At 70.6% G+C, this 15,970-nt stretch carries 14 protein-coding genes and 1 pseudogene; 9 read left to right on the plus strand and 6 right to left on the minus strand.

Features of this window, described 5'->3' with window-relative positions; all coding sequences use genetic code 11:
- The first annotated feature begins 190 nt into the window (after nt 1-190).
- Nucleotides 191-466: a GlsB/YeaQ/YmgE family stress response membrane protein gene (locus ACP4E5_RS34035; RefSeq protein ID WP_425835491.1), complete on the plus strand. Its 276-nt coding sequence runs from the start codon at nt 191-193 to the stop codon at nt 464-466.
- A gap of 117 nt (nt 467-583) precedes the next feature.
- Here the strand turns inward: ACP4E5_RS34035 and tyrS are convergent, their stop codons facing one another.
- The 3 genes from tyrS to ACP4E5_RS34050 all read right to left on the minus strand — a co-directional run bounded on the left by tyrS (nt 584) and on the right by ACP4E5_RS34050 (nt 4,840).
- Nucleotides 584-1,858 (minus strand): tyrosine--tRNA ligase, encoded by a 1,275-nt coding sequence (tyrS, locus tag ACP4E5_RS34040; protein WP_425835493.1) that lies wholly within the window; start codon nt 1,856-1,858, stop codon nt 584-586.
- A 61-nt stretch (nt 1,859-1,919) separates the two neighbouring features.
- The gene (locus ACP4E5_RS34045; RefSeq protein WP_425835495.1) at nt 1,920-3,320 is read right to left on the minus strand and encodes a metallopeptidase TldD-related protein; all 1,401 of its coding nucleotides are present in this window, start codon (nt 3,318-3,320) and stop codon (nt 1,920-1,922) included.
- Nucleotides 3,317-4,840 (minus strand): TldD/PmbA family protein, encoded by a 1,524-nt coding sequence (locus ACP4E5_RS34050; protein WP_425835497.1) that lies wholly within the window; start codon nt 4,838-4,840, stop codon nt 3,317-3,319. The genes ACP4E5_RS34045 and ACP4E5_RS34050 overlap by 4 nt, the downstream gene beginning before the upstream one ends.
- A gap of 183 nt (nt 4,841-5,023) precedes the next feature.
- Here ACP4E5_RS34050 and fabG point away from each other — a divergent pair, with 183 nt between their 5' ends.
- From fabG to ACP4E5_RS34065, 3 genes are all read left to right on the plus strand, one after another.
- Nucleotides 5,024-5,743: a 3-oxoacyl-[acyl-carrier-protein] reductase gene (gene fabG, locus ACP4E5_RS34055; RefSeq protein WP_425835499.1), complete on the plus strand. Its 720-nt coding sequence runs from the start codon at nt 5,024-5,026 to the stop codon at nt 5,741-5,743.
- Nucleotides 5,744-5,746: 3 nt separating this feature from the next.
- The gene (gene fabI / locus ACP4E5_RS34060) at nt 5,747-6,523 is read left to right on the plus strand and encodes an enoyl-ACP reductase FabI (RefSeq protein ID WP_425835501.1); all 777 of its coding nucleotides are present in this window, start codon (nt 5,747-5,749) and stop codon (nt 6,521-6,523) included.
- Nucleotides 6,524-6,602: 79 nt separating this feature from the next.
- A complete protein-coding gene (locus tag ACP4E5_RS34065) occupies nt 6,603-6,974 on the plus strand; it encodes a hypothetical protein (protein ID WP_425835503.1) in 372 nt (123 codons plus the stop codon).
- Here ACP4E5_RS34065 and ACP4E5_RS34070 read toward each other — a convergent pair.
- Nucleotides 6,949-7,644, minus strand: coding sequence for a FadR/GntR family transcriptional regulator (locus tag ACP4E5_RS34070; RefSeq protein ID WP_425835505.1), 696 nt, complete (start codon nt 7,642-7,644; stop codon nt 6,949-6,951). The two genes, ACP4E5_RS34065 and ACP4E5_RS34070, sit on opposite strands and share 26 nt — an antisense overlap.
- A 105-nt stretch (nt 7,645-7,749) precedes the next feature.
- On the opposite strand from ACP4E5_RS34070, the gene ACP4E5_RS34075 reads away from it, so the two are divergent.
- The 4 genes from ACP4E5_RS34075 to ACP4E5_RS34090 all read left to right on the plus strand — a co-directional run bounded on the left by ACP4E5_RS34075 (nt 7,750) and on the right by ACP4E5_RS34090 (nt 10,190).
- Complete coding sequence (locus ACP4E5_RS34075; protein WP_425841861.1) at nt 7,750-9,024, plus strand: CynX/NimT family MFS transporter; 1,275 nt, start codon at nt 7,750-7,752, stop codon at nt 9,022-9,024.
- A 56-nt stretch (nt 9,025-9,080) separates the two neighbouring features.
- Nucleotides 9,081-9,191 (plus strand): SGM_5486 family transporter-associated protein, encoded by a 111-nt coding sequence (locus ACP4E5_RS34080; RefSeq protein ID WP_266725572.1) that lies wholly within the window; start codon nt 9,081-9,083, stop codon nt 9,189-9,191.
- A 184-nt stretch (nt 9,192-9,375) separates the two neighbouring features.
- Nucleotides 9,376-9,588 carry a hypothetical protein gene (locus tag ACP4E5_RS34085; protein ID WP_425835507.1) on the plus strand — a complete coding sequence of 71 codons (213 nt, stop codon included), beginning with the start codon at nt 9,376-9,378 and terminating at the stop codon, nt 9,586-9,588.
- An 83-nt stretch (nt 9,589-9,671) separates the two neighbouring features.
- A complete protein-coding gene (locus ACP4E5_RS34090) occupies nt 9,672-10,190 on the plus strand; it encodes a SixA phosphatase family protein (RefSeq protein ID WP_425835509.1) in 519 nt (172 codons plus the stop codon).
- An 80-nt stretch (nt 10,191-10,270) separates the two neighbouring features.
- On the opposite strand, the gene serB is transcribed toward ACP4E5_RS34090, so the two are convergent.
- Nucleotides 10,271-11,512, minus strand: a complete 1,242-nt coding sequence (gene serB / locus ACP4E5_RS34095; RefSeq protein ID WP_425835511.1) for a phosphoserine phosphatase SerB — start codon at nt 11,510-11,512, stop codon at nt 10,271-10,273.
- Between the two features lie 186 nt (nt 11,513-11,698).
- Nucleotides 11,699-13,156, minus strand: a pseudogene (locus tag ACP4E5_RS34100) (streptophobe family protein); the annotation flags it as partial.
- 272 nt (nt 13,157-13,428) lie between these two features.
- Between ACP4E5_RS34100 and ACP4E5_RS34105 the strand changes: the two are divergent.
- Nucleotides 13,429-15,951 (plus strand): ABC transporter ATP-binding protein/permease, encoded by a 2,523-nt coding sequence (locus ACP4E5_RS34105; RefSeq protein ID WP_425835513.1) that lies wholly within the window; start codon nt 13,429-13,431, stop codon nt 15,949-15,951.
- The last annotated feature ends 19 nt before the right edge of the window (nt 15,952-15,970 follow it).

Genomic DNA, 15,970 nt, shown 5'->3' on the forward strand with positions numbered 1-15,970 from the left:
CCGGACCGGACTGCGTCCACGGTACGCCCGGTATGCGTCGGCTACGAGACCGGGGGCGGGCCCGACCTGGGAGCGTTGCCTGCGTCTCACCACGTACGGAGCTGTCCGACATGCGCCGTATGGCGTACGCGGTGAGACTGATCGCGCGGGTGGCCGTTCGGTGCCCCGCACCGCACGAGGAGGCGACGACATGAGCTGGTTGTGGGCGATCATCGTGGGTTTGGTGCTCGGCCTGATCGCCAAGGCGATCCTGCCCGGCAAGCAGCAGATCCCGCTCTGGCTGACGGTGGTCTTCGGCATCATCGGCAGCATCCTGGGCAACTGGGCGGCCACCGGCATGGGCGTCAACGACACCCGGGGCATCGACTGGATCCGCCACCTGCTGCAGCTGATCGGAGCGGTGGTCGTGGTCGGCGTGGGCGACCGGGTGTGGGTGGCACTGCGCGGAAACAAGAGCAAGGCATAGGGCCTGCCGTTCGGATCAGGACACAGCTGAAGGCCCGGCGACGCCTGAGCGGCGGGCCGGGCCTTCGGGGTGCGGGGCTTTCGGGGTGCGGGGCTTTCGGGGTGCGGGGCGCGAGCCCTACGCGCCCTTGACCTCCACGGCCGCGAGGTTCTTCTTGCCGCGCCGCAGCACCAGCCACCGCCCGTGCAGCAGCTCGTCCGCGCCCGGCACGAAGTCCTCGGCGGCGACCTTCACGTTGTTCACGTAGGCGCCGCCCTCCTTCACGGTGCGCCGCGCGGCCGACTTGCTCGCGACGAGGCCGACCTCGGCGAACAGGTCGACGACCGGGCCGAGCTCGGTGACCTCGGCCTTCGGCAGCTCGGAGAGCGCCGCGGCGAGCGTCGCCTCGTCCAGGTCCGCCAGGTTCCCGTCGCCCTGCCCGAACAGCGCCTTCGACGCGGAGATCACGGCCGCCGTCTGGTCGGCGCCGTGCACCAGCGTCGTCAGCTCCTCGGCCAGCGCGCGCTGCGCGGCACGGGCCTGCGGCCGCTCCTCCGTCTGCTTCTCCAGCTCCTCCAGCTCCTCGCGGGACTTGAAGGACAGGATCCGCATGTACGTCGAGATGTCGCGGTCGTCCACGTTCAGCCAGAACTGGTAGAACGCGTACGGCGTCGTCATCTCCGGGTCGAGCCAGACGGCGCCGCCCTCGGTCTTGCCGAACTTCGTGCCGTCCGCCTTCACCATCAGCGGCGTCGCCACGCAGTGCGCCACCGCGTCCGGCTCCAGGCGGTGGATCAGGTCGAGCCCGGCCGTGAGGTTGCCCCACTGGTCCGAGCCGCCCTGCTGGAGCGTGCAGCCGTAGCGGCGGTACAGCTCCAGGAAGTCCATGCCCTGGAGCAGCTGGTAGCTGAACTCCGTGTAGCTGATGCCCTCCTGGGACTCGAGGCGGCGGGCCACGGAGTCCTTGGTCAGCATCTTGTTGACCCGGAAGTGCTTGCCGATGTCGCGCAGGAACTCGATCGCGGACATCCCGGCGGTCCAGTCCAGGTTGTTCACCATCGTCGCCGCGTTCTCACCCTCGAAGTCGAGGAACGGCTCGATCTGCGAGCGCAGACGGGACACCCACAGCGCGATCGTCTCCGGATCGTTCAGCGTGCGCTCCGCCGTCGGGCGCGGGTCGCCGATCTGGCCCGTGGCGCCGCCCACCAGGGCGAGCGGGCGCAGGCCCGCCTGCTGGAGCCGGCGCATGGTGAGGACCTGCACCAGGTGCCCGACGTGCAGGGAGGCCGCGGTCGGGTCGAAGCCGCAATAGAACGTGACCGGACCGTCCGCGAGCGCCTTGCGCAGTGCGTCCTCGTCAGTGGACTGGGCCCACAGGCCACGCCACTTCAGCTCGTCGACGATGTCGGTCACGGTTTCGGTTCTCCTTGAACAGGTCAAACAGGTCTGCTGCAACCCTGCCAGTCTATGGGTGTCACACGCCCTGGCTGACCGAGCTCATGTTGAAGTCCGGCACCCGCAGCGCGGGCATGGCGGCCCTGGTGAACCAGTCGCCCCATTCGCGAGGCAGCGTCTTCTCCGTCCGCCCCGCCTCCGTGGCCCGGCCGAGCAGGCCGACCGGCGACTCGTTGAACCGGAAGTTGTTCACCTCGCCGACGACCTCGCCGTGCTCCACGAGGTACACGCCGTCCCGGGTGAGGCCGGTGAGCAGCAGCGTCGCCGGGTCGACCTCGCGGATGTACCAGAGGCAGGTGAGCAGCAGCCCGCGCTCGGTGCCCGCGACCATCTCGGCCAGGGACTTCGCGCCGCCGCCGTCGAGGATCAGGTTGTCGATCGCCGGGGCGACGGGCTGCCCGGTGAGCGCGGCGCTGTGCCGGGTCGTCGAGAGGTGCTTGAGTTCCCCTTCGCGGATCCAGTCCGTGGGGCCGACCGGCAGCCCGTTGTCGAACACGGACGACGCGTCGCTGGAGGCGTGCGCGAGGACGAACGGCGCCGATTCGAGCCCCGGCTCGTGCGGATCGCTGCGCAGCGTCAGCGGCAGCTCGCTGAGCCGCTCACCCACCCGCGTACCGCCGCCCGGCTTGGAGAACACGGTGCGGCCCTCGGTCGCGTCCCGCGCCCCCGACGACCACATCTGGTAGATCAGCAGGTCCGCCACGGCGGTCGGCGGCAGCAGCGTCTCGTAACGCCCTGCGGGCAGGTCGATACGCCGCTGGGCCCACCCGAGCCGGGTGGCCAGCTCCGCGTCCATCGCCGCCGGGTCGACGTCCTTGAAGTCCCGCGTGGAGCGCCCCGCCCACGCCGACCGCCTGCGCCCGTGCGACTTGGCGTTCAGCTCAAGGGTCCCGTTGGGCTGGTCGTGCCGCAGCCGCAGTCCCGCCGACGTACCGAGGTAGCTGCTGGTCAGCTCGTGGTTGGCGAACCCGTACAGCTCGCGGCCGCCCGCCCCGGCCCGCGCGAACGCCTCGCCGAGCGCCGGCGCGAATTCGGCGAAGACGGCGGACGAGGTCTCGGCGGGCGCGTCCGTGAAGTCGGGGGAGTGCGGCACGTCGCCGATGAGCGGCTGCGCGTCCTCGGCGGGCCCCGCCTGGGCGGCGGCCTCCTCGGCGGCGCGCACCAGCGACTCCAGGTCGTCCGCGGTCACCGCCGACCGGGACACGACGCCGGACGCGGTGCCCTCCTTGCCGTCGACCGTCGCGACGACGGTGAGGGTGCGCCCGCGCGTCACACCGTTCGTGGTGAGCGCGTTGCCCGCCCAGCGGAGATTGGCGGAGGACGTCTCGTCGGCGATGACCACGCAGCCGTCGGCCCGGGAGAGCTCCAGGGCGCGCTCGACGATCTCGTAGGGCTTGTTCATCGGCGTACGAGGGCTCATCGACCCGCCTCCTGCGTCGTGTTGAGAATGTTGACGCCCTTGAAGAGGGCGGAGGGGCAGCCGTGCGAGACGGACGCGACCTGGCCCGGCTGGGCCTTTCCGCAGTTGAAGGCGCCGCCGAGGACGTACGTCTGCGGGCCGCCGACCGCCGCCATGGAGCCCCAGAAGTCCGTCGTCGTCGCCTGGTACGCGAAGTCCCGCACCTGCCCGGCGAGCCGCCCGCCCCGGATCGCGTAGGCGCGCTGCGCCGTGAACTGGAAGTTGTAGCGCTGCATGTCGATGGACCACGACCGGTCGCCCACCAGGTAGAGGCCGCGCTCCACCCCCGAGATCAGGTCCTCCGTCGCGAGCCCGCCCGGATCCGGTTGCAGCGACACATTGGCCATCCGCTGTACGGGCACGTGCCCGGGGGAGTCCGCGTACGCGCAGCCGTTGGAGCGCTCGAAGCCGGTCAACTTGGCGATGCGCCGGTCGAGTTGATAGCCGGTGAGGGTCCCGTCCTTCACCAGGTCCCAGGACTGCCCGGCCACGCCCTCGTCGTCGTACCCGATGGTGGCGAGCCCGTGCTCGGCGGTCCTGTCACCCGTGACGTTCATGATCTCGGAGCCGTACTTCAACTTCCCCAGCTGGTCGAAGGTGGCGAAGGAGGTGCCCGCGTACGCGGCCTCGTAGCCGAGCGCGCGGTCCAGCTCGGTGGCGTGCCCGATCGACTCGTGGATGGTCAGCCAGAGGTTCGACGGGTCCACCACCAGGTCGTACGCGCCCGCCTTGACGCTCGGCGCGCGCATCTTCTCGGCGAGCAGCTCGGGGATCTCGGCGAGCTCCCGGCCCCAGTCCCAGCCGGTCCCGGTGAGGTACTCCCAGCCGCGTCCCACCGGCGGCGCGATCGTGCGCATGGAGTCGAACTCGCCGCTGGAGTCGTCCACGGCGACCGCCGTCAGCTCCGGGTGCAGCCGCACCCGCTGCTGCGTCGTGACGGTCCCCGCCGTGTCCGCGTAGAACTTGTTCTCGTGGACGCAGTACAAGGAGGCGTCCACGTGGGACACCCCGTCCGCCGAGAGCAGCCGCGCACTCCAGTCGGCGAGCAGCCCGGCCCGCTCCTCCTCCGGCACGGTGAAGGGATCGATCTCGTACGAGGAGACCCAGGTCTTCTCCGCGTGCACCGGCTCGTCCGCCAGCTCCACGCGCTCGTCCGACCCGGCCGCTTTGATCACCTGCGCGCTCAGCTTGGCCATCGCCACGGCCTGCGAGGCCACCTTCGCCGCGCCGTCCATCGTCAGATCGACACCGGAGGCGAACCCCCAGGTCCCGCCGTGTACGACGCGCACGGCGTATCCCAGGTCAGTGCTGTCGGAGGAGCCAGACGGCTTCGCGTCCCGCAGCCGCACGGAAGCGCCGCGCACCCGCTCCAGACGGAAGTCCGCGTGCTCCGCTCCCAGCGCGCGTGCGCGCGCGAGGGCGGCGTCGGCGAGTGCCCGCAGGGGCAGATCCAGGAACGACTGATCGATCTCATGGGCCATGGGCGGGTTCCCCTTCTGTCATGGCACAGGCGGCACAGTGCGTGTGAGTGAACCACGACACGTGCTGTCTGTGGGAACCCCACAGACAGCACCCCCTCGCCCTGTCGCCCCCGGATTCGGCACCCGGTGCCGCGGCCGGATAGGTTCAAGGCGTACCTGACCGCCGAACGAAAGGGTGATCCGTTGAGCCGCTCGGTTCTCGTCACCGGGGGAAACCGGGGCATCGGCCTCGCCATCGCCCGCGCCTACCTGGAGCAGGGCGACAAGGTGGCCTTCACCTACCGCTCCGGAGAGCCCCCGAAGGAGCTCGTCGACGCCGGCGCCCTCGCCGTCCGCTGCGACATCACGGACTCCCAGCAGGTGGACGCCGCCTACAAGGAGATCGAGGAGAAGCACGGCAACGTCGAGGTCCTCGTCGCCAACGCAGGCGTCACCAAGGACCAGCTCCTCATGCGCATGTCCGAGGAGGACTTCGCGTCCGTCCTCGACACCAACCTCACCGGCACCTTCCGGGTCGTGAAGCGTGCCAACCGCGGCATGCTGCGCGCCAAGAAGGGCCGCGTCGTGCTGATCTCCTCCGTCGTCGGCCTGCTCGGCTCGGCGGGTCAGGCGAACTACGCCGCCTCGAAGGCCGGCCTGGTCGGGTTCGCGCGCTCCCTCGCCCGTGAGCTCGGGTCGCGCAACATCACCTTCAACGTCGTCGCGCCCGGTTTCGTCGACACCGACATGACCCAGGCGCTCACCGACGAGCAGCGCAAGGGCATCGTGTCGCAGGTGCCGCTCGGCCGGTACGCGCAGGTCGAGGAGATCGCCGGAGTGGTGAAGTTCCTGACCTCCGACGACGCCTCGTACATCACTGGAGCCGTCATCCCGGTTGACGGCGGACTGGGAATGGGTCACTGAACCATGGCTGGAATCCTCGAGGGCAAGAAGATCCTCATCACCGGTGTGCTGATGGAGTCCTCCATCGCCTTCCACACCGCGAAGCTGGCCCAGGAGCAGGGTGCGGAGATCATCCTCACCGCCTGGCCGCGGCCGACGCTCACCGAGCGCATCGCCAAGAAGCTGCCCCACCCGGAGAAGATCAAGGTCCTGGAGCTCGACGTCTCGAACGACGAGCACCTCGCCCGCCTGGAGGGCCAGGTCCGTGAGCAGCTCGGCGACCGTCTCGACGGTGTCGTGCACTCCATCGGCTTCGCGCCGCAGGACGCCCTCGGCGGCAACTTCCTGAACACGCCGTTCGAGTCCGTCTCCACGGCCATGCACGTCTCGGCCTTCTCGCTGAAGTCGCTGACGATGGCGCTGCTGCCGCTGATGACCGAGGGCGGTTCCGTCGTGGGTCTGACCTTCGACGCGCAGTTCGCCTGGCCGCAGTACGACTGGATGGGCCCGGCCAAGGCCGCCCTGGAGGCCACCAGCCGCTACATGGCGCGCGACCTGGGCAAGCAGAACATCCGCTGCAACCTGGTCTCGGCCGGCCCGCTCGGCTCGATGGCCGCGAAGTCGATCCCCGGCTTCAGCGACCTGGCCGCCGTCTGGGACAGCCGCTCCCCGCTGGAGTGGAAGCTCGACGACCCGGAGCCGGCCGGCAAGGGCATCGTCGCGCTGCTCTCGGACTGGTTCCCGAAGACGACGGGCGAGATCGTGCACGTCGACGGCGGTCTGCACGCCATCGGCGCCTGACACCGGGCTCACTCGTTCGGCTCACCGGCCGGGCGAGCCGTAGGGACCTCCACGCACGCTGGTGCGAGGAGGTCCCTACGTGCGTCCGCACCCCCGTTTCACCGCAGCCCTCGCCCTGTTGATCGCGTTGCCGTACGTCGCGGCGTGCGCGTCGGCGCAAGGGGCGACAGCCGAAAAGGGCGGCCACGCGCGCGTGGCCGACAAGAAGCGGGAGTACTTCGGCGCGGACTGCCGGATCGACATCGACCGCTCCCTCGTGAGCGCCGAATGCCACAACCCGTACCCGACGGTCGACCGGGTCGCCCTGCACATCGAGTGCGACAAGTGGTGGGACATCGACACCGATTCACGCCCGAAGGCGGTGTACCCGGCCGAGACCCTGCGCCTTGACGGCCGGTGCTGGAAGAACGTGCGGACGGCCTGGGTCAGTCACCAGAAGGCTGCGCCGTGAGGCGCCCGGGGCGGCAGTCGAACGGATAGCGCGCGGCCTCCTTGGCGGCGGCCTCGGCGTCACCGACCCGGATCGCGTCGACGAGCGTCGCGTGGTCCATGTGGTTCTCCGCGGTGAGCCGCTCGCCCACGTCCTCGCGCAGCCAGTCCCGCATCACCTCGCCGAGGTCCGCGTACATCGCCGTCAGTACGTCGTTGTGGGACGCGGCCACCACGGCCAGGTGGAACGTCGCGTCCGCCGACACGAACGCCTCCGTGTCCCCGGAGGACCACGCCTCCTCACGCCGCACGAGCAGCGCGTCGAGCTGTTTCAGATCGCGCTCGGTGCGCCGCTCCGCCGCGAACTTCGCCGCGCTCGACTCCAGCGTGGCGCGCAGCTCCGCGATGTCCTGCGGGGCGGCCTCCGCGAACCGCCGCTGCATGACGCCCGCCAGCTCGCTCGTCGCCACGACGTACGTGCCCGAGCCCTGCCGGATGTCGAGAAGGCCGTTGTGCGCGAGGGCGCGCACCGCCTCCCGCACCGTGTTCCGGGCCACACCCAACTGTTCCACGAGCTCGGGCTCCGTCGGGATGCGGGAGCCCACCGGCCACTCGCCCGAGGAGATCTGGGCGCGCAGGGCGGAGATGACCTGCTCGGACAGGGCCGAGCGCTGGGGCGAGGTCAGCGGCATGACATTCCTTCGTGCGGCGGAGGTCGTACGGTAGCGAATCGATTGGACAACCAATCATCCCATGAATCTAAGATGGGCCTCATGGCTAGTGAGGAAACCCCGACGATGGCACCACCGAGCGCCCACCCCGAGACCCCCGTACGGACCGAGAAGCCCGCCCCGCGCGCGTGGGTGGTCCGGCTGGTCATGGTCGGCATCGTGCTCGCCGCGGTGAACCTGCGGCCCGCCATCACCAGCCTCGGCGCCCTCCTCGAAGAGGTCCGGGACGGGCTCGGGATGAGCGGCAGCGTCGCCGGGCTGCTCACCTCCGTGCCGCCGCTCTGCTTCGCGATCTTCGGCGTGATGGCGCCCCGGCTCGCCAAGCGCTTCGGCCCGAGCGCCGTCGTCTGTGCCGGCATGTTCGCCATCGCGGTGGGCCTCGCCGTCCGCCCGTTCACCGGCGGCACCGCCGGCTTCCTCGTGGCCAGCGCGCTCGGCCTGATGGGTATCGCCGTCAGCAACGTACTGATGCCGGTCATCGTCAAGCGCTGGTTCCCCGACAAGGTCGGCACCATGACCGGCCTGTACTCGATGGCCCTCGCGCTCGGCACCTCCACCGCGGCCGCCGCGACGGTGCCGGTGACGTCGGCGCTCGGCGGGAGCTGGAAGGCCGGGCTCGCGGTGTGGGCGGTGCTCGCCGTCGCGGCGGCCCTGGCCTGGCTGCCGCTCGTGGGCAAGAAGGACACCGCCACCCTGGCGGCCGCCGCCTCGCCCGCCGCCGAGTCCGCGGCGGCCTCCGAGGGCAGCGGCCTGCGGATCGCCCGCAGCCGTACCGCCTGGGCGCTCGCCGTCTTCTTCGGGCTCCAGGCCACGGCCGCGTACATCACGATGGGGTGGATGGCGCAGATCTTCCGCGACTCGGGGGTCTCCGCGTCGACCGCGGGCGTGCTGCTCGCCGTCACCATGGCGATGGGCATCCCGCTCGGCTTCGTCATCCCGCGCATGGCCGCCCGGCTGCCCAGCCAGGGGCCGATGGTGATCGCCCTCGGTGTGTGCGGTCTCGCCGGTTACGCGGGTCTGTACTTCGCCCCGGCCTCCGGCGCCTGGGTGTGGGCGGTGCTGCTCGGCATCTCCAACTGCGCCTTCCCGCTCGCGCTCACCATGGTCGGGATGCGGGCCCGCACGGGCGCGGGAGTCGCCAAGCTGTCCGCCTTCGCGCAGTCCACCGGCTACCTGATCTCGATCCCCGGACCACTGCTCGTCGGCGTCCTCAACCAGCACAGCGGCGGCTGGGGCGTCCCGATCGCGTTCATGGCGGCGCTGATGGTGCCGCAGATCGTGGTGGGCGTGTTCGCGGGCCGCAACCGCACCGTCGAGGACGAGGCGGACGACACGGCCTAGGCGGCCCCGGCGCCCTGAGGGGCGCGGACAGGTGCGACACTTGGCGCATGTCGCCTGTGCTCGAGCCGAATCCCCAGAACGGCCAGAAGAAGCTGCTCCTCGTGCTCGGCGCGATGCTCGCCGTCACCGTCGTCGTCGGCATCATCGCGTCCATCGCCGCACCGTAGGACCGGGGCCGCGGGGGCGGGGTGGGGTTAACTCCACCATCCCCTAGGGGGCCAGTGTCAGGGTGAAGTGGGTGGATCACCGGATGGGGCCGGGGCCCCGGCTTCCGTACCTTCGAAGTGTCGCCGAGACCGTCGGCGCACCGGACGAAGCGCGTACGGAACACGGACCCCGGAGGCAGCAGCCATGTCCACGTCGGCCCCCACGCACTCCCAGCCCCCTGCGGCAGCCGCGGGTCGCGTCGACATCCGGCTGCCGTGGTGGGCGATCGTGCTGCCGGCCGTGGCCTTCGTGGGGCTGCTCCTGCTGATCCTCAACCCGGCCGACGCCCAGACCGTCGCGGGCGAGCCGAGCCTGGTCCACATCCTGGACCGCGCGAAGGACCTGGTCCTCCGCTAGGGCCCCGTACGTCGTTCACTCCTGCCGGGGGACCCCGTCAACTCCCTGCGCCCGGCGGAGGGTTTCATGCGAAGCTGGGACGCATGAGCGTCGCAGAACCCCGCAGGATTGTCCTTTTCCGGCATGCGAAAGCGGACTGGCCGCAGGTCTCCGATCATGAGCGGCCGCTCGCCGAGCGGGGCCGCAGGGACGCCCCCGTCGCCGGCCGCAAGCTGGCCGACGCAGGCATCTCCTTCGACCTGGCCCTGTGCTCGACCGCCACGCGCACCCGTGAGACCTGGAAGCTCGCCGTGCAGGAGATGCCGGAGCGACCGAAGACCGTGTACGAGGAGCGGATCTACGAAGCGTCGCCCGGCGAACTGATCGCCGTGCTGAACGAGACCCCCGACGACGTGCACAACGCCGTACTGATCGGCCACAACCCCGGCGTGCAGGCCCTCTCCGAGATCCTCGCCTCCGACGCCGAGGGCGACGCCCGGCAGCGGCTGAACCGACGTGGCTTCCCGACCGCCGCGTTCTCCGTGCTCACGTTCACCGGACCGTGGAAGAGCCTGGAGCCCGGCACCGCCACGCTCGCCGACTACTGGGCGCCGAGCGAGTAACCGCCACCACCCGTCATACGTACGACGTGGGGCCCGGTACCGATCGTCGGTACCGGGCCCCACGTCGTACGTATGACGTCCTACACGCCCTGCGCGTCCGCGGCCTCGACCTCTTCGCGCGTGACGCCCAGCAGATACAGCACCGTGTCGAGGAACGGCACGTTCACCGCGGTGTGCGCGGCCTCGCGCACGACCGGCTTGGCGTTGAAGGCGACGCCGAGCCCGGCCGCGTTCAGCATGTCCAGGTCGTTCGCGCCGTCGCCGATCGCCACGGTCTGCGCGAGCGGCACCCCCGCCTCGGCGGCGAACCGGCGCAGCAGACGCGCCTTGCCGGCGCGGTCCACGATCTCGCCGGTGACCCTGCCGGTCAGCTTGCCGTCGACGATCTCCAGCGTGTTGGCCTGCGCGAAGTCGAGCCCGAGCCGCTCCTTCAGATCGTCCGTGACCTGCGTGAACCCGCCCGACACGACGCCCACTTGGTAGCCGAGACGCTTGAGCGTACGGATGAGGGTCCTGGCCCCGGACGTCAGCCGCACCTCGCTGCGCACCTTGTCGACGACCGAGGCGTCGAGGCCCGCGAGCAGCGCCACGCGCGCGTGCAGCGACTGCTCGAAGTCGAGCTCGCCGCGCATCGCCGCCGCCGTCACCTCGGCGACCTTGTCCTCGCAGCCCGCGTGCGCCGCGAAGAGCTCGATCACCTCGTCCTGGATGAGCGTCGAGTCGACGTCCATCACGATGAGCCGCTGCGCACGCCGGTGCAGCCCGGCCGAGACGACCGCCACGTCCACGCCCAGCTTCGCCGCCTCGGGGGCGAGCGCCGTGCGCAGCTCCTCCGTCGCGGTGCCGGACACCGCGAACTCGACTGCGGTCACCGGGTACTTCGCGAGCCGGAAGATGCGGTCGATGTTGCCGCCGGTGCCGGTGATGGAGGCCGCTATCGACGCGGTCGACTCGGAGGTGAGCGGGTGACCGAGGACGGTGACGTGGGAGCGGCCCGTGCCGCGCGGACGGTTGTCACCGATACCGGAGATGATCTCGGCCTGCATCTTCATCGACTCCGCCCAGCTGTGGACGGTCGACCGGAGATCGCCCTCGAGGCCGGCCGGTGGCTGGGTCACCAGGGCGCACAGGACGATGCGGCCACGCGTGACGACCTGCTCGATGTCGACGACGTCCAGGGAGTAGGCGGCGAGGGTGTCGAAGAGCCCGGCGGTGATACCGGGCCGGTCCTTGCCGAAGATCTTGACCAGGAGAGTGGGGACGTCCGCCGGAACGTCCACGGGCGGGGCATCAGCGGTGGGCTGGGGCTGCGAAGCGCTCATGATGGGGTCTACGTTATCGGGCCTGTGTACGGACCCTGCAATCACGCCCACCATGTAAGCCCCGCCGGCGATTGAGGCGCGGGGCATGGGGCAGAGCCCCATATCAAGCCCCTGCGGCGATTGAGCAGCGGGGCCCGGGGCAGAGCCCCGCGACCGGTTCATGGACGAGCATCACGGGTCGTACGGCCGCAAATACGGATTCGTATCCGGGTTGGCCGGCCGATACGGACGATTGGGCTGATACGGCCCCGCCGGACTGGACGGCCCGCCGTCCGAGATCGGCGCGGGCCGAACCCTTCCGGTCGCATACGCCAGCACCGCACCGAGCGCCCCCGCCCCCGCCCCCCACGCAGCCCCGAGCAGCACCGCCATCCCGACCCGCCCGTGCAGTTCGATGCCCGCCCCGAACGCGTCGAAGCCGAGGACCGAGAGCGAGGCCCCCGCCGACACCCCGGTGAGCCACACAAGGAGCGGCAGCGCGAGCGCCGTCACGCCCCCCAGCCGCACCGCGCACCGCCCCGCGAACCCCCAGACGCCCCGCGTCACGGGTGAGCGCACCGCCGTCAGCACCCCGGCGAGCAGCATCATCACGGCCGCCCCGACGCCCAACAGCCACACCCTGCCGTCGAGTTCCGCGAGCCGCCCCAGCGTCACCGGCTCGTTCGCCGACACCCTGAGCAGTTCGTCCAGCGGATCCGGCAGCAGGTTCGCGAGCCCACCCGTCGCCTTGCCGTCCCAGGGCACGAAGAGGCCGATGGGGATGCCGAGCCACACCCCGTTGGGCGCCCCTAGCAGCGCGGCGCCCGCGATCCGCTTCGGATGGTCGTCGCCGACCATCGCGTAGACCGCCGCCGCCAGGCCCGCGACGACCGCCATCAGCAGCACCGCCACGAGCGCCGACGCGGCCGGCCGGACGGTCCGCAGCGGGGTGAGCGCGCGCGGCAGCGGAGCGCGCCGCGACGCCAGGAGGGCGATCGCCAGGACACCCGCCACGAACGCGGCGCCGCCGAGCAGCGAAGGGACCGTCTCCACGGTGAACCCGACGGACGCCTTCGCGTGGACCAGGTCGCCGATCTTGTCGGGCAGCAATCCGCCGACCCCGCCCGGAAGTTTGTCCGCGATGCCGCCCGGAAGGCCCTTCCCGCCGCCCGGAATGTCGTCGAGCCCCAACTGCGAACCGTCGATCGTGATGATGTCGTGACCGGCCCAGGCGAGGCCGCCCATCATCGCCACGAAGAGCGCCACCACGGCGCCCGCGCGCGCGAGGAGTTCACCCGGCGACACCTCAACTCCCGCCGCCCGCAGCGAACGTAGGAAAAACCAGCTCAGTGCGAGCGCGCCCACCAGGCCCACGCCGAGCGGCGCGACGTCGATCGCCGTGTGCGCCTGCGCGCCCTCCAGGCCGAAGGCCGAGACGTCCCCGGACGGCGTCACACGCCCGCCCGCCCCGAGCGCCACCACCGCGGCCGTCATCGGGGCGAGCGAGGCGGCCTTGTCGGCCTCCAGCAAGTGCAGGCCGAGCGCCGCGACTCCGGCCATGGCGATGAACGCCCAGCTCACCGCGGCCACGGCGGACAGAAGAACATCGCCGACAGATAACCGCGCGCGCCGCTTCGGCTCCTGGGTGCTCGCCGCCAACGCCATCAAGGACCCCCCGATCCGCCCCGCCCCGCCCCACGAGATCCCATGTGCTCATGATCCGCGGGGAGTTGTGGGCTCCCACCACTCTCCGGGGCCGTCTCCGTACCGTCAACGGGGCGGATGCCAAAGGGCGTACAGGAGGTGCGAGCGGTCTTCGCGCAAGGCCCGCCTTCCGGTCACGGAGGGCTTCCTGAAATAGTTCCTCACGATGTTCGACATCCCTAGACTCCCCATGTCGGGGGAAAAACTCGGGGGACAACTCAGTGGGGCATGGAGTGCCTGAACTCGTACTGGAATTGAATGGCAGGACCTGGACGCTCGACCAGTCCAGGCCGTACACCCTCGGACGAGATCCGCAGGGTGACATCGTGCTCGACGACGCCCGGGTGTCCTGGCGTCACGCCACGATCAGCTGGGGCGGCCGCAGTTGGGTCATCGAGGACCACGGCTCGACCAACGGCACGTTCGTGCAGGGGCAGCGGATCCACCAGATGGAGATCGGCCCCGGCTCGTCCGTGCACCTGGGCAACTCCACCGACGGCCCGCGCCTGACCGCGCAGGGCAGCGCCCGCGCCGCCGCCGTGGCCTCGCCGCACCAGGCGGAGCAGCAGGCCGCGGGCCTCGCGCAGCAGCCGTCACCGCAGCAGTACCAGCAGCAGCCGAGCTGGTCCCAGCAGGCGCCCCAGCAGCGCGAGGCGCCGGTTCAGTGGCCGCGGCAACCGCAGGCTCAGAGGGTGCCGCAACAGCAGGGCGCCGGCGGGGTCGCGGGGGCCCCGCCCGTGTACGGCGACCGCAGCCCCACCACGTTCCACCAGCTGGCACTCGGCCGCGTCATGCGCATCGGCCGCTCCCTGGAGAACGAGCTGGTCGTCTCCGACCTCCAGGTCTCGCGGCTGCACGCCGAGTTCCACGCGTCGCCAGACGGCCGCTTCGAGATCCACGACCTCGGCTCACACAACGGCACGTACGTCAACGGCCAGCCGATCCCCAAGGGCGGCACGACCCTCCTCGGCCCGAACGACATCGTCGGCGTCGGCCACTCGACGTTCCGGCTCGTCGGGGACCGGCTCGAGGAGTTCGTCGACACCGGTGACGTCTCCTTCTCCGCACGGCACCTGACGGTCACCGTCGACGGCGGCAAGCAGATCCTCAAGGACGTCTCCTTCGGCGTCCCCGAGAAGTCGCTGATCGCGGTCATCGGCCCGTCGGGCTCCGGGAAGTCGACGCTCCTCAAGGCGCTCACCGGCTACCGGCCCGCCAACGAGGGCGACGTCCTCTACGACAACCGGAACCTGTACAAGCAGTTCGCCGAGCTGCGCCAGCGCATCGGTCTGGTCCCGCAGGACGACATCCTGCACAAGGAACTCACCGTCAAGAAGGCGCTCAAGTACGCCGCCAAGCTGCGCTTCCCCGCCGACACGAGCGTGCAGGAGCGCCAGCAGCGCATCGACGAGGTGCTGCGCGAGCTGAAGCTGGACATCCACAAGGAGAAGAAGGTCACCTCCCTCTCCGGTGGCCAGCGCAAGCGCGTGTCGGTCGCCCTCGAGCTGCTCACCAAGCCGTCGCTGATCTTCCTGGACGAGCCCACCTCCGGCCTCGACCCGGGCATGGACCGCGACGTCATGCAGCTCCTTCGCGGCCTGTCCGACGACGGCCGCACGGTCCTCGTCGTCACCCACTCCGTGGCCGAACTGGCGATCTGCGACAAGCTGCTCGTGATGGCGCCGGGCGGCGCCGTCGCCTACTTCGGCCCGCCGGCGGAAGCCCTCAACTTCTTCGGCTACAAGACCTGGGCCGACGTGTTCTCGGCGTTCGAGAACTACCGCGACTACGACTGGGCGGGCCGCTGGAAGGGCTCGCAGCACTACCAGATGTACGCGGCCGACATCGACGCTGTCGCCGCGCAGTCGGACCCGGTGGCGCCGCCCGCCGCGATCAAGGCGCCCAAGACGCAGCCCTGGGGCTCGCAGCTGGTCACGCTGATCCGGCGCTACTGCTCGGTGATCGCCTCGGACAAGGGCTTCATGGGGCTGATGGTGATCCTGCCCGCGGTCCTCGGCATCGTCTCGGTGGTCATCCCGGCCGACTTCGGCCTCGGCCCGCCGAAACCCCCCTCCAAGTTCAACGGGGACGCCGGCACGATCATGCTGATCCTCGCGGTCGGCATGTGCTTCTCCGCGGCGGCCAACTCGGTCCGCGAGCTGATCAAGGAGCGGGTCATCTACGAGCGAGAACGGGCCACCGGCCTGTCCCGCTCCGCGTACCTGATGTCCAAGGTCATCGTCCTCGGCGTGATCACGGCCTTCCAGGGCGTCATCCTCTGTGCCATCGGCTTCTCGACGCGTGACCTTCCGAAGGAAGGTCTCCTGCTGCCGCCGGCCGCCGAGCTGTGCATCTCGATCATCGCGCTCGGCTTCACGTCGATGATGTTCGGGCTCGTCATCTCCTCGCTGGTGAAGACCTCCGAGAAGACGATGCCGCTGCTCGTCATGTTCGCGATCGTCCAGGTCGTGTTCACCGGCGTGCTCTTCCAGATCTACGGCACCGTGGGCCTCGAACAGTTCGCCTGGCTGATGCCGTCCCGCTGGGCGGTCGGCGCCGCCGGCGCCACCCTGGACCTCGGCCACCTGATGCCGCCGTGGGACCCGCAGAAGCCGAACGACCTGGACCCGCTGTGGCAGCACTCGGTCGGCCAGTGGGGCCTCAACCTCACGGTCCTGATCCTGCTCGGCCTCGTCTGCGGCGTCATGGTCGCGCGCCTGCTGCGCCGCCACGAGCCGGAGGTCATGCGCAAGTAACCCCCTTACGTACTTCGTA

The organism is Streptomyces fractus (assembly GCF_049844455.1).
Lineage (GTDB): Bacteria > Actinomycetota > Actinomycetes > Streptomycetales > Streptomycetaceae > Streptomyces > Streptomyces fractus.